This is a genomic window from Hyperthermus butylicus DSM 5456 (assembly GCF_000015145.1).
Classification (GTDB): domain Archaea; phylum Thermoproteota; class Thermoprotei_A; order Sulfolobales; family Pyrodictiaceae; genus Hyperthermus; species Hyperthermus butylicus.
This window is the reverse complement of the sequence record NC_008818.1, coordinates 20,037-32,515: the sequence shown is the minus strand read 5'-3', so window position 1 is coordinate 32,515 and position 12,479 is coordinate 20,037. Positions and strand designations below refer to the sequence as shown.

General features: G+C 50.7%; 14 protein-coding genes. 5 read left to right on the top strand and 9 right to left on the bottom strand.

The annotated features are described in order from the left end of the window. The first annotated feature begins 22 nt into the window (after positions 1 to 22). Positions 23 to 721, top strand: a complete 699-nt coding sequence (locus HBUT_RS00200) for a YraN family protein (protein ID WP_048061611.1) — start codon at positions 23 to 25, stop codon at positions 719 to 721. Continuing rightward, positions 718 to 1,485: a 5-formyltetrahydrofolate cyclo-ligase gene (locus HBUT_RS00195; RefSeq protein WP_011821233.1), complete on the top strand. Its 768-nt coding sequence runs from the start codon at positions 718 to 720 to the stop codon at positions 1,483 to 1,485. The genes HBUT_RS00200 and HBUT_RS00195 overlap by 4 nt, the downstream gene beginning before the upstream one ends. Here HBUT_RS00195 and HBUT_RS00190 read toward each other — a convergent pair. From HBUT_RS00190 to HBUT_RS00155, 8 genes are all read right to left on the bottom strand, one after another. Continuing rightward, a complete protein-coding gene (locus HBUT_RS00190) occupies positions 1,482 to 2,669 on the bottom strand; it encodes a radical SAM/SPASM domain-containing protein (protein ID WP_011821232.1) in 1,188 nt (395 codons plus the stop codon). The genes HBUT_RS00195 and HBUT_RS00190 overlap by 4 nt on opposite strands. An 11-nt stretch (positions 2,670 to 2,680) precedes the next feature. After that, positions 2,681 to 3,682 (bottom strand): Lrp/AsnC family transcriptional regulator, encoded by a 1,002-nt coding sequence (locus HBUT_RS00185; protein ID WP_011821231.1) that lies wholly within the window; start codon positions 3,680 to 3,682, stop codon positions 2,681 to 2,683. Positions 3,683 to 3,687: 5 nt separating this feature from the next. Further along, a complete protein-coding gene (locus HBUT_RS00180) occupies positions 3,688 to 4,935 on the bottom strand; it encodes a TIGR04053 family radical SAM/SPASM domain-containing protein (RefSeq protein ID WP_011821230.1) in 1,248 nt (415 codons plus the stop codon). 173 nt (positions 4,936 to 5,108) lie between these two features. After that, positions 5,109 to 6,437: an aspartate--tRNA(Asn) ligase gene (gene aspS / locus HBUT_RS00175; RefSeq protein ID WP_011821229.1), complete on the bottom strand. Its 1,329-nt coding sequence runs from the start codon at positions 6,435 to 6,437 to the stop codon at positions 5,109 to 5,111. An 86-nt stretch (positions 6,438 to 6,523) separates the two neighbouring features. Continuing rightward, positions 6,524 to 7,480 (bottom strand): transcriptional regulator, encoded by a 957-nt coding sequence (locus HBUT_RS00170; RefSeq protein ID WP_011821228.1) that lies wholly within the window; start codon positions 7,478 to 7,480, stop codon positions 6,524 to 6,526. 6 nt (positions 7,481 to 7,486) lie between these two features. Next, positions 7,487 to 7,945: a DUF61 family protein gene (locus HBUT_RS00165; RefSeq protein WP_011821227.1), complete on the bottom strand. Its 459-nt coding sequence runs from the start codon at positions 7,943 to 7,945 to the stop codon at positions 7,487 to 7,489. Positions 7,946 to 8,069: 124 nt separating this feature from the next. Next, the gene (locus tag HBUT_RS00160; RefSeq protein ID WP_011821226.1) at positions 8,070 to 8,780 is read right to left on the bottom strand and encodes a fibrillarin-like rRNA/tRNA 2'-O-methyltransferase; all 711 of its coding nucleotides are present in this window, start codon (positions 8,778 to 8,780) and stop codon (positions 8,070 to 8,072) included. A 29-nt stretch (positions 8,781 to 8,809) separates the two neighbouring features. After that, positions 8,810 to 10,051, bottom strand: coding sequence for a hypothetical protein (locus HBUT_RS00155; protein WP_011821225.1), 1,242 nt, complete (start codon positions 10,049 to 10,051; stop codon positions 8,810 to 8,812). A 100-nt stretch (positions 10,052 to 10,151) separates the two neighbouring features. Here HBUT_RS00155 and HBUT_RS00150 point away from each other — a divergent pair, with 100 nt between their 5' ends. Then, entirely contained in the window at positions 10,152 to 10,487 is a 336-nt protein-coding gene (locus HBUT_RS00150) for a hypothetical protein (protein WP_011821224.1), read from the top strand. Between the two features lie 4 nt (positions 10,488 to 10,491). Here the strand turns inward: HBUT_RS00150 and HBUT_RS00145 are convergent, their stop codons facing one another. After that, positions 10,492 to 10,902, bottom strand: a complete 411-nt coding sequence (locus tag HBUT_RS00145) for a hypothetical protein (RefSeq protein ID WP_048061341.1) — start codon at positions 10,900 to 10,902, stop codon at positions 10,492 to 10,494. Positions 10,903 to 11,058: 156 nt separating this feature from the next. On the opposite strand from HBUT_RS00145, the gene HBUT_RS00140 reads away from it, so the two are divergent. Together HBUT_RS00140 and HBUT_RS00135 are read left to right on the top strand one after the other, a co-directional pair. After that, positions 11,059 to 11,793: a hypothetical protein gene (locus HBUT_RS00140; RefSeq protein ID WP_011821222.1), complete on the top strand. Its 735-nt coding sequence runs from the start codon at positions 11,059 to 11,061 to the stop codon at positions 11,791 to 11,793. Further along, complete coding sequence (locus HBUT_RS00135) at positions 11,771 to 12,463, top strand: tRNA(Phe) 7-((3-amino-3-carboxypropyl)-4-demethylwyosine(37)-N(4))-methyltransferase (protein WP_048061340.1); 693 nt, start codon at positions 11,771 to 11,773, stop codon at positions 12,461 to 12,463. Before HBUT_RS00140 ends, HBUT_RS00135 begins: the two co-directional genes overlap by 23 nt. The last annotated feature ends 16 nt before the right edge of the window (positions 12,464 to 12,479 follow it).

Here is a 12,479-nt window from a genome sequence, read left to right as displayed (position 1 = left end):
GGTGTGTCCCAGTTTGAGTGGGATGAAGCGTTGGCATGCAAGCGAACGTATAGCGTTTAGACTGCTGGAGGAGCAGGGCTACGAGATACTCGAGGTTCATAAGAGGGTACGAATTGAAGGTGTAGAGGTAGCCGAAGTCGATGCCGTGGCTAGGGGGCCTGATGGGGAACTTTACGCTGTAGAAGTTAAGGCTGGCAGGCTCGATGTACACGGTGTTAGGCAAGCATATAGTAATGCCATACTCCTCAATGCTAAACCGCTAGTGATATGTAAGGGATTTGCCGACGAAGCTGCAGAAAAGCTTGCCGAGAAACTGGGTGTGAAAGTTATAGCCTTGGAGGACGTCTTCCTAGTTGACAGCGAGGAGCTTGAGGACCTTGTATACCACGCTGTCTACGATGCTGTAGCTGAGGTTGTAAGACTGCTTTTCTCCGAAGAGGTGCGTGTTAAGCCTGAGCTTTTACCCTACCTGCGGGCGATAGCGCTTAAGCCGACTATCCAGGAAGCTGCATCCTACCTATCAAAACCGCTAAGCGACGTTGTGCGTGTAGTTGAGTTTCTCCGGCGACTCTCGCCTTTGGCAAGGCGGGGTTATCGTTACGTTAGGCTTACAGCCTCCATACTATTGTTGAGGCTTAGAGTTGCAGCCCTCCTGGAGAGCTTTGAGTCAACTGCTACTAGGCTGGAGAAGCTACTTGAGGGGGTGGGTGCGCCGCGGTGAACAATGGGCACATTGATGTGAAGGAGTATAAGAAGAGGCTGAGGGAGCATATTTGGCGCCTCCTCTCCGAGCGGGGAGTTGCTACGTTCCCGCCGCCCTGGGGTAGGATTCCAAACTTTAGAGGTGCAGAAGCGGCCGCTGCTAAGCTATTCGATCTAGGAGAGTGGCGTAGAGCGAGGATTGTGAAAGCCAACCCTGACTCTCCCCAGCGATGGGTACGTCTAGCAACACTTAGACAAGGCAAGCTACTCGTTATGGCGACACCTAGGCTGCATGAGGGCTTCATACTTCTTGACCCGAAGAGGATACCCAGCTACCTCTATGAGAAAGCCTCGACAATACGTGGTGCCTTCCAGCTAGGCCGTGTCATAGGAATTGATGAGTTAAGGAGTCTTGGCGGCATAGACTTCATAGTTACAGGCTCTGTTGCCGTTGATAGGTATGGGCATAGGGTTGGCAAGGGCGAAGGCTATGCAGAGCTAGAGTACGCTATCATGAGGGAGCTAGGCCTCGTAGACGAGGATACACCTATAGCTACCACCGTCCACGATCTACAAATCGTCGACCATATACCTAGAGAGCCCTACGATCTCACCGTGGACTTCATCGCTACGCCAACGAGACTCATAAGAGTAGCTGAACGGGGGCCAAGGCCGCCGGGTGTGATTTGGGAGCTCTTACCTTGCGAGAAGCTGAAGGAGATACCGATACTTGTTGAACTGGCTAAAAGGAAGGGTGTTAGTAGGCCTTGCAGAGAGCACTAGAGGATCTTATTGGGATCTATGCCCCACTTCTTAGCTATCGCGGAGAAGTCTATGAAGCATAGCGGGTCGTCTCCCCACTCGTCGCCGGTTAGCTCTAGTGCCCTGCCCCTACTGCCACCCCCGCATATCCTCCGGAATGGACACCTGCCACACCTTGGGCCGCGTAAGTAGTTCTCTATGGCTAGGAATGGCTTTAACTCTTTGTTCTCAGGGCTAAGTATATCCTTTAGCGTCTGTCTCCGAACGTTGCCGAGGGTTACCCAGTCTACGAACTGGCATGGCTTAACATCGCCATTCGGGTATATGCTTATGCTTTTCCTGCCGCAGTTGCCCTGCGCATCAAGCAGCGATATGTACTTCATGAAGTCCTCGGGAGAGCGAGCAAGCTTGTCGGCAATGTAGATTCCTAGGAACTGCGCTCTGACGATTAATATCTCCATTTCGCCCGAGTACTTGCGTGCTTCATCTATTATTGTATCTGCGAATTTGCGGAGCTGCTCATGGGTGGGAAGCCAGTCTGCAATACCTGCTCCTCGACCCACGGTATCTAGGACGTAGAGGCTTACACGTTTTATGCCGAGATCGTAGGCCCACTTGAGTATTGCTGGTACCTCCTCAATATTGTACTTGGTAAGCGTGGTGCGCACGCCAACATCTATACCTAGCTCCATAACATATTTTATGCCACGTACCGCAGCTTCAAATGCGCCGGGTACTCCCCTAAACCTGTCATGCCACTCCGGCTTTATGCTATCAATAGATATACCCACATACTTGAACTGGTATGACGCAAGCTTCTCTGCAACATCCCTCGTTATTAATGTGCCATTAGTGCTCAACGACAGTTTCGGTCTCTGCTTACCAGCCATAGGTTCTACTATCTCCCAGAAGTCACTTCTCACTAGAGGCTCGCCGCCGCTGAAAACGACTAGTGGGATACCAATCTCGACTATCTCCTCCGCTACACGCTTAGCCTCTTCAGTAGTTAGCTCGTTGGGATTGCGCTTAGCTAGTGCTTTTATGTAGCAATGTACACACTGTAGGTTGCACTGGTAGGTGATGTTCCAGAAGACTATTGGCCTGAGTAGCTCCGAGAACCTCGGGGGTTTTGAGACGCTATAGTCTCCCTTAATCCTGCGTGAAACCGCGGCTTTACCTCCTACGAGCACTGTGACGGGTATCATTCCGTTCACCCTCACCTTACAAGGCCGGGTGCTAGGTCGCGTATGCTTGGAAGCTTAAGAACATCGTCTACGAGGTCTAGCCTATACAGCCTATCGATAATCTTGTCGATGAGCTGCATCGACACCGCATGAACCATGAAGTAGCATAAGTGGCTCCAAGCTCCGGGCGGTTCTACCCTCCGAAGCACTATGTGTGTTGCCTCTGGAACACCCTGCATTATCTCGCGGCATAGCTCGTCGTACCTATCTTCGCGAGCCTTAACCGTGACCATTACATTGTACTTGAACCCTATCCTATGCCCGTCGAGGGCTGCACCAGGATCAGCTAGTACGCCAGCTGCTAGCAGTCTTCTAGCAGCATCAAAGACTCTCTCCTCATCTAGTCGGAACTTTACTGCTATAGCACGGTATGGATGCTGAGCTAGGGGGAGACGACGTAGAGCTGCCGCAAGCTCCCCCGGTACTCCCAGTTCTTCAGGACTTGGCGGTGACTGTGCTATCTCGCTGTAGGGGCCAGCACGGCTAGTGCCGCTGATGAGATCGTATTTCACGCTAAGCCTGTACGTTCTAACACTCCACAGTACAGCCCACCTACCATCGCCATAACGTTCTGCCGTCGCCCGAGCAGCCTCCACTATGGCATCGCGACTGGTGTGTCTGCCAACAACCCACAAGTTGAACTTGTCGTTCTCGCGTAGATAGCTATGAGTAACCTCCAACAACTCCATTAGGTGCTTGGAGGCTGCTTCGGGGTTGCTGGTGGAGATTGCTATCAACGCCACATTCTTTCCTGAAGCTCTAACATTAAAGTAAAAGCCAACTCTCTTTAGCACATGTAACAAGCGCAGCTTATTGAGCATTTCGAGCAGCTCATCCACTTCAATACCCAGGGAGCTTGCCACATCACAGTACGGCGTCGGCGTTAGAGGGAACTCGTATTGAAGCTTCATCAGCACCTCAACAGCTAGCCTAGACCCGACAATGGATGTAACGTAGTCAGCAGGGCTAATCAACTCCTTCACCCTGGTGGCAGGACGTATTTTAAGCCCTCGATTTCCCTAACTACATTTTCAACACGTACACCTAGCTTTGACACCATCACCGAGAAAGTGCCAGGCCTATAGGGACATGCTGGATCCTCGCCGAATGGTTTACCAGTGACCGCGTAGGCTCTAGCCCTACTACCGCCACATATCTCTCTAAACTCGCACCTACCACATCTCCCCTCAAATCTAGCGCCACGGAGTCTCTTTAGTATCAAGTTTTCACGATATATCTCAACAAGGCTTTTGACACGTATATTGCCAAGCGGGTATGGCATGAAGCCACTTGGGTACACGGTGCCGTTGTATGATACAAATATGACACCCTTACCATCGCGTGTACCAGTAGTTGAGGCTAATGGCTTACCTTGAGGTTCTCCAAGGAGCTGGCGGAGCCGTGAAACCAGCTGGCGGTAGAGAGGACCAGTGTTTAACGCCTCGTCGGGGTTCTTGCCTGCTAGCTCTAGCAGCATACGCGTTATCGCTACCCTGCGGAACATTGGGCCCTCAGAAGTCCTTACTACAAGCCCATACTTGGAGGCTTCGTAGAGGAAGTGGCTTACATCCTCCCACTCTTCAGGTGTGAGGTTAAGCTCCAACTGCGCTCTGCCGACAGGGACTAGGTAGAATACTTCCCAAACCTTCACCCCGAGCTTCAAGAGAAGTGCAGCTATGTCAGCCAGGTCGTGCACATTATCTCGCATCACGGCTGTATTCACTTGGACCCTTACACCATACTCTTGAAACGTCTTGATTGCCCACAACGTCTTCTCGAAGACGCCGCTGGTACCCCTTATACCATCATGTATCTCGGGTCGGCTACCGTCAAGGCTTATGCTTACACCATCAACACCCAGCTCCGCGAGCTTCTTAACCTTATCCTCGGTAAGATTAGGCGAGACTGCTGGTGCTACCGCCAGCCGGAGCCCTTTACCCTTAGCGTACGCTATAATGTCCCATATATCGCTCCTTAATAGGGGATCGCCACCTGTTAGGACGAGTATCGGGTAGGGCTGCCCAAACGCAGCTACATCGTCTATGAGCTTGTAGGCCTCTTCAGTTGTTAGCTCACCGGGCAACGACTTCAATATGGCAGAAGCCCTGCAGTGCTTACACGCTAACATACAAGCCTTCGTTGTCTCCCAGAAGACTAGGAGAGGGTTCCTCTCAAAGGGCCACGTCCTATGTAGCGGGTATCCGCTATGCTCGGAGCCCACCTTCATCTAGTTTTAACCCCTGAAAAAGAAACTTGGGTGAAGCCTAAATATAATTTGTCCCATAGTATTATAGCGGTGATGATGCTAGACGACGCAGACACCCCATGGGATGGATGAAGAGGCGCTGGGGGCTGATACACAATTTCCAAACTCCTAAATATCAAAAGGGCCCTCCTTGGTTATGGCACCAGCCTCTCCGGATCCCTTGGCAACATCCGTGCCTCACGGATGTTGCCTAAGCCTAGAAGCTGCATTACGACACGTTCTAAGCCTATGCCAGCACCACCGTGTGGTGGTGCACCATACCGGAACATTGCCAGGTACCATTCGAAGTTTCTTGGGTTTAGCCCCTTCTCCTCGAGTTGTTTCACTAGTACGTCGTAGCGATGTTCCCTCTGGCCACCAGTAGCTATCTCTAGGCCTCTCATGAGGAGGTCAAAGCTATAGGTCCAATCCGGCTCATCGCTCTTACGCATCGTGTAGAATGGCCTAACCGCCCAGGGGTATTCTGTCACGAATACGAGGTAGGAGCCATACTCCCTTTCAACTATCTCTCCGAGCTTTCTCTCGGCCTCACTTGATAGGTCCTCGCCCCACTCCACAGGAGTACCAGCTGCCTCTAGGAGCTTGTAGGCCTCCCTTATCGTTATCCGCGGTATCTCCTTGGGGGGCTCAGTTATGGCATTAGGGAAGTATTCTTTTATCTCGCTCCGGTAGCGCGAAAGTACGCTGCTGATCACATGTCTTATTACCGCCTCAACAATATCCATAACATCTTCATAGCTGTCTATGAAGCCCATTTCAAGGTCTATACTCGTATACTCTGTGAGGTGTCTAGTCGTGTGGTGGGGCTCTGCCCGGAATGCCGGACCTATCTCAAACACCTTCTCCAGGCCAGCTATAACACCCATCTGCTTGTAAAGCTGCGGCGACTGTGCTAGAAATGCCGGCTTGTCGAAGTAGACTATGCTAAAGACCTCAGCACCTCCCTCAGTGGCTGCACCAACAATCTTCGGCGTGAAGATCTCTATGAAGCCGTTCTCGACGAACCACTCCCTGGCGGCCCTAGCTACCTCAGCCGCAATTCTCATTATGAGCTGGTTGCGTGGATTGCGCAGGTCTAGGAAGCGCCAGTCAAGCCTCTTGGCAAGTGTTGTCTTATCCGGCGCATAGATATCGATCGGTAAGGGGTCAGCCTTGTTGAGGACCTCGAGTTCGTAGACTTGTAACTCGCGGCCACCGAGAGCAGCCTTACTCTCCACTAGCCTGCCTCGTGCCGCTACCACACTCTCGGGCGCAAGTTTACGGGCATGCTCCCATGCTTCACGCGATATGTTACGCTTAACTACTAGCTGCATCTTGCCGGTCCGATCTCTAACAACTACGAAAACTAGGCCGCCGTGAACTCTTACTGTGTCTACCCAGCCAGCTACCGTATACTCGTTACCTATGACACCTTTCTCGAGAAGGTCACGTATATATACACGCTCTCGGAGTTTTAGCGGCAAACATCAGCCCCAAATGGGCTGCCTAGGCAGAGTAGGGATAGTAATAGGTATTGCTCTCAAGCCAGTAGTTTAGACTCAAGCCAACCCTACGTCTTACCTATGTCGCGCAGCATCTCCTCAACGTTCCTATACACATCCACCTCGCCGAAAGCCCTAACTTCACTAACATACTCGCTAGAGGATACAACAGCCATTATGCGGGCACTAACCCTTGTAGCAACCTTTACCGCCTCGTAAACCCTCTTCTCGAACTTCTTGTCACGCCTACGTTCTATCAGTATCAGTAGCTTGTCATCGTTAATCCTCGCCACTATGTCTGGCGGTATGCGCTTAGTCTCGATAGCTTCACCACCAGCCTCTATGATACCACGTATCGCTCTACTAGCCTCACCGCTAGCCGTTCTTGGCGCTTGCATTGTAGGCTTCAATTGTCCCTGATAGCTATGCTCGCGGCCACGCTCACGAGCTATGACGGGTATCGGTTTGAATATCTCGTCACCAAATATCTCCATGAGCTTCAACGCTGTAGAAAGTGACACATCAACCTCCTCCTGCTCATAGAGGTAGACGCTACGCCTGGTAACGTTCAGCAACGATGCAAGATCGCCTAGACTGTAGCCCCTCCTTAGCCTCTCCTCCCTGAGCTTTTCACCATTAACCCTCATGTAAAGGTTACCCTGCCTGTGTACAACATACACCTCGTTCCGGAGTGCAGCTCCTAAACCATCAACATTAACTACATATACTCCAGACTTCTCAATGGCAACAATATCGTCTATTTCAACACCATTACTCCTCTCTGCAACAATAATACCGCTAGCTTCTAGTAGGCGGCTACACTGCCTAAGCTCACGCACATCCTTCGGACCCAGCTGCGCCGCATCCTCAATAACCTTTACGAGTAACGCTTCGCCATTAGATTTCGATGCAACAACATCTATGCCTCTACGCTGGGGGTTCTCGGGGTATGATATTTTTTCAACGCTATAGCCTTGGCTGTAGAGTAGCCTTACCGTCGCCTCGAGTAACTCATCAAGCCGCATGCCACGCTACCCTTCTCCGCCCTCCATAATATTTATTTGCAGTGTCACTATTATAAGGGTTTTAAACCTAGATAATAGCCGCTGAAACTCCACCTCCCTAACCTCTAGCATAGGCTTAGAATAGTCTCCGCGGATGAGGTATGCTATTATTCTGCCAGACCACGGATCGCTGTTTATGAGCTTGTATATCCCGACAAACCCTTGCCGAGCATAAGTAAAGATCCATGGCAGCTTTGTAAACCCACGCAAATACCACGGCAGCGAGTTGCTAAGCTCCAATAACTCGCGCTTATCAAAATAGTGTCTACTACCAGATATGAGCTCCACACTAGGCTCATCCTCTTCAAGCAGCCTTGGAAGCTCCTTGTATTCTCTTGGGAGTATTTCTTCAAAGAACCTCTTGTCAGCATAGACTCTAGTAACATAGCTACGGAATATCCTACTAACACCCTCGCCTGTAGCCATATACATCAGCCAGCCTACCGAGCTAGCCCTAACGTGCTACACCGTTCTGTGTTAGGAAAGCGGCTCGTATGTGGTCAGAAAGGATACATGGGTTATATTAAAAATAGATTAGCCTACAGTTACCTTACTGCTTGCGCGGCTTATACCTTGCATACACCATTGCGTGGTCTCTGTCGAAGGGTTCTAGGTGCACCATGTCTACTATCTCGAAGCCCCTGCTCTTCAACACATCTATCTCTCTCTTGAATACCTCGCTTGGTTCCTTTGTCACATCTATGCTTCTAGCCTTGATAGCTAGTAGAAGGTAGCCACCCTCCTTTAAGAAGTAGTCAGCGTTGTCTGCAACAATCTCTGCCTGATCCGGCTGCGCCACGTCTGCATAGATACCGTCTACCAGCTCTACTATGTGGCGATACTCGTAGGGCTTCCTGGCATCGGCAAGTAGGGGCACCATGTTGGGTCTAACTTCACACACTGCTATCAGTTCACGCATTACTCGCGGTGCTACATCAAGCGCGTATACTAGCCCCTCCTTGCCAACAATGTCTGAGACGTGGCTCGCTGTGGTACCGGTTGCAGCACCGAGGTAGAGTATCTTGTGACCAGGCCTTATCGGGAGTTCCTCAAGACCCTTGAGTAATGCTGCAGCAAGCTTGCTACGGTAGGGATTCCACTCACGCAGCTCAAGGTCCTCCCACTTGAACAACCTCTCGCCGTAAACCCTGTGGCCCGGCGCTAGGTTTACTGTTGCTAGTCTCGTAGAACCATCCTCAAGCTCTACGATGTATACACCCTTATACTTCTCATGCTCATACACATTAACTACTTCAACCATACCTTACACCCCCTATCACATGGAGTAGGCTACTTCCTGCCTTTACCCTTACCGCGCTTGCCACGTTTCCTCCTTGCCGGCTTCGCTGGCCTGGGTGCTGGCCCAACCTCCTTCCTCTTCGGCGGCTTCTTGTATATCCTCTTGATCTCCTCTATCCTCCTCCTCAAAGCCTCCTTTAGCTTATCGCCTATGAACCTGCCAGTGAAGTAGTCGACCTTGGCAGCAATTGCAAGCTTTGCAGCAAGCGCTCTAGCTATCTTACCGCGCTGCCAGCGCGGGCTGCGGTGTATATCGGGGTACTGGAAGATAACGCCGTGCTTTGGCGGCTTGCCACCGGTACGCAGCGCTCTGAACAAGGCCTTCTCGGCGCCCAGCACTTGAATTGTGCTGGCCGGCAAGAATGCTAGCTCCTCTAGGCTGCCTGCAAGGCTTATGAGCCTTGCACCTAGGAGTGGACCTACTAGCGCGGTTATGTTTGGTGCTACCTCCTTCATTACCTGGGCTATGTAGTCTGCTAGGTCTCTCCTAAGCTTGTATAGCTCCAGGGTTATCTGTGCAAGCCGCTGCATAGGCTTGATGTCGAACTCTGGGTAGTCCGCACCCATGCTCTTTGCTGCCGCCTCAGCTATCTTCTTGGCCTTCTCCTCGCTAAAGCCTAGCTTGACAAGATTCTCAACAGTTATATTGTCACGATGACCTAGCTCAGCTACAATCCTCACGTAATCCTCGTGCTCGCGGACCAAGTCGTCTAGCTCTGGGAAGTGGAGGCTATACCACTCCCTAAGCCTTGCAGCGAACAGGTTTGTAGTCTTGTCAATATCGTCTATAGCTCTTATGGCTTGTGCTGCGAGGAGGTCACGCTTCTGTGCTGCTCTACGCAGCTTTCTCCGTGTAAGCTCCATGCTAAACTCGTGGAGAAGCTTGTAGTACTCCTCCCTGCTCGGCACAAAACCCGTACCGGTAACAATGTCTACAACATTGCCCCTGAAGTACCTGGCAACCTCGTTTGCAGGCTTAACCTCCGCCTCAAACCCCCTACTTATAGCCTCCTTTGCGAGTTCTTCCCTCTCAACTACTACGGTCTTTACTCCCACCTCCTTTAGCTTCTCGAGGAGCCGTAGGAATGCAGCTGGAACCTCGCCACGCTCTACCTTTAGTGCCTCTTCAACCATGTCATCTAGGCTCTTTGGTGCATGCTCGTAGGCTACAACGTCCTTATCCTCATTTAGCGCGTAGTTACCCGTAAAGTGGTCAACAATGTAGACCTTCATACTCACCTTATACCTCCTTACCTCGCCCTTAGGGCTATCAATGTGGAGGTGACTATTTAAATATTCCATTCCACCGGGTAGGGTGAAGGGGAGCAATAGCTTGTCCACCGAGCAAGAACCACCAAGCAAGAGGCTTGCCATATTCGAGGGAGAGGCACGTATAGGCGAGGTGATAAGAGGTCTTCACGCGATACAATTGCGGCCCGAGGACTTCTCGAGCCCCGTAGCACTACAGATGGCTTTATCAAGAATATACGAGGCTGTAATTAAGGCCTTTGAACAAGGGCCACGTAAGCAATATGTTGCAGAGGTTCGATTCACTGATAGCCTTGGAAACAGAGTAGTATTTGCCGTCGATCTAGGCGAAAGTCCACCACCATTCTCCAAGGATAGGGTGAAAGCTAGAATTGTTGTCGAACTCTACGAGGAGGAGTAGCGTACTATCGCTGCCCTTGCAACAGTTCCGCAAAATCCTTACACTCTAAGATGCCGATATTCATTAGTACCTTTAGCTTTTCACATTCCTCACCTGCTACAACAAGCTTTCTGTCCTCGACGTTTACATTGATGCCTTTACGTCTAAGTCGTCCAGCAACATAGTTTACGAGTGTTACACCGAGAACTTCATCCAAAGGCTTTACGCAATATACGAGAGGTTTCACTCGCTCTAGGAAGCCTTGCCTAACGAGTATCTTCACTATTCTTGATGCAAGATTTTTGCTTCCAGCTACTGGTGCAAGAAGTTCCACATACTCGCCACGGTTCATGCATTTCTTACCGGTTGCCTTGCTATATAGTACGAGTAGGTAATATAACAGGAATTCCCTCCTTTTGGGCCAGCGCTTGAGCAAGGATCCTTTGACCCTTGGTTGGGTTAGCGTTAACACTATATTTAGAGGCATTGCTCGTTGCTCTATCACGTGGGGGTAATGCCAAACCGATGAAGAACCATGTAAGGGATGAGCCGTGGCGATGATATGTAACCAGGCTGCTGAGGTGGAAAGCCTATGCCACAGGTTGAGGCTGGCAGCAAGGTTATACTCATAGAAGATATCATTCGTAGGCCGGAGCTTGTGAGATCAATTACTACTAGTGGACTTGCTAATGACTGTCGTTGCTTTATTACAGATTCCCCCTTCGTAGCTGTTGTTGAGCGGCAAGGGTTTATTGTTGAACAGGTTATAGGTGTTGGGAGTATTATATGTAGCCCCGACTGTCGTGTGACGGAGGAGAGTGCAAGAATACACGCACCAACATGGGGATATGGGCGATTTATTGGAGGACGTTGCATTGTTGGTGGCGATGCTGACGAGATCCTTCTAACGCTTAAGACACTCGGCTATGAGGTTGATGTTGTCGGGTTTAACGAGTTCTTCGAGAAGTTGTTCCGCGAGAAGGTAAACGGCGTACTGTATCTCTCGGCGTTTAGTGGCGACCTAGCTGTAAACGAGGAGGGGGGAAGATGTGGAACCCTCTACTCCTTCAATCCCCTCCATCCCGCTGGAGTCTTTGGAAAGCCTACCTCGTCGGCTTGCGTTGATAGGATATACAGCGTTGCTGGACCTTTTGCCAAGTACCTAGCACCAGTGCTTGGCATAGACGGTAGACCGATCATATATTCCGTAAGGGGTATAGGTGATGGCATAGTAATAGGCTACGAATATTTATCGTCAAGTGGTATCCTCGCTACCGCCGGCTGGCTAGGGGTTCTATATGCATGTGGAAGCGAAAGGGAATACTAGTTTATGTAACACAGTCGAGTGGGCCAGACTAAGGAGGAACTACCTGGACAGACTTATAGATGATATACGTAGAGGGCTTGTAGACAGCGACATCGTAGACCTGCTTGATGCACTGAATAGTGTTGAGTGCATAGTTACTACGAGTTCTTGCAGCGGACGTATAGCAGTCTTTGCTGCACCTAGTCCCGGCAATAAACGACTGGGCGGCATAGTACATAGCTGGCATAGAAGGATAAATGTTGACGAGTTTTACACCGCCATTAGAACCGCTCTGGACACAAGCTATAGGTTTGTATGGGCCTCAGCACAACCAGTAATACTTGCACTCTATACTTGCAGCGAGGCCGTTGCCAAGCTGGTCGTCGATGTAGCTGTCAGCGCGGGATTCAAGTACGCCTTCTATAGGCGTGCTAGCAGCGGCAAGTACTACGTGTTGATACTGGGTGTAGAGCGCATAGACATACCCTTATCCATTGGGGGGAAGCAAATTATACCGCTCAGCAAGGAGAAGCTACATGACGTTGTCGATGTACTGAATACATACCTAACCCTTGCAAAGTCCAAGCTTCGGCGACTTAAAAGAGCCGTAGCCACAAGTATAACGGTTCTAAAGGGGAGCTGTGAAGAAGCTACCCTACACCGAGCACAAATATGCAATGATGATCACTGACCTAGCCTAGCTCCCC

Excerpts from the sequence above, each read along its gene's own strand:
- HBUT_RS00200 (WP_048061611.1), top strand. The coding sequence starts at position 23 with ATGAAGCGTTGGCATGCAAGCGAACGTATAGCGTTTAGACTGCTGGAG.
- HBUT_RS00140 (WP_011821222.1), top strand. The coding sequence starts at position 11,059 with ATGCCACAGGTTGAGGCTGGCAGCAAGGTTATACTCATAGAAGATATC.
- HBUT_RS00155 (WP_011821225.1), bottom strand. The coding sequence starts at position 10,051 with ATGAAGGTCTACATTGTTGACCACTTTACGGGTAACTACGCGCTAAAT.
- HBUT_RS00160 (WP_011821226.1), bottom strand. The coding sequence starts at position 8,780 with ATGGTTGAAGTAGTTAATGTGTATGAGCATGAGAAGTATAAGGGTGTA.
- HBUT_RS00170 (WP_011821228.1), bottom strand. The coding sequence starts at position 7,480 with ATGCGGCTTGATGAGTTACTCGAGGCGACGGTAAGGCTACTCTACAGC.
- HBUT_RS00190 (WP_011821232.1), bottom strand. The coding sequence starts at position 2,669 with ATGATACCCGTCACAGTGCTCGTAGGAGGTAAAGCCGCGGTTTCACGC.
- HBUT_RS00165 (WP_011821227.1), bottom strand. The coding sequence starts at position 7,945 with ATGGCTACAGGCGAGGGTGTTAGTAGGATATTCCGTAGCTATGTTACT.
- HBUT_RS00180 (WP_011821230.1), bottom strand. The coding sequence starts at position 4,935 with ATGAAGGTGGGCTCCGAGCATAGCGGATACCCGCTACATAGGACGTGG.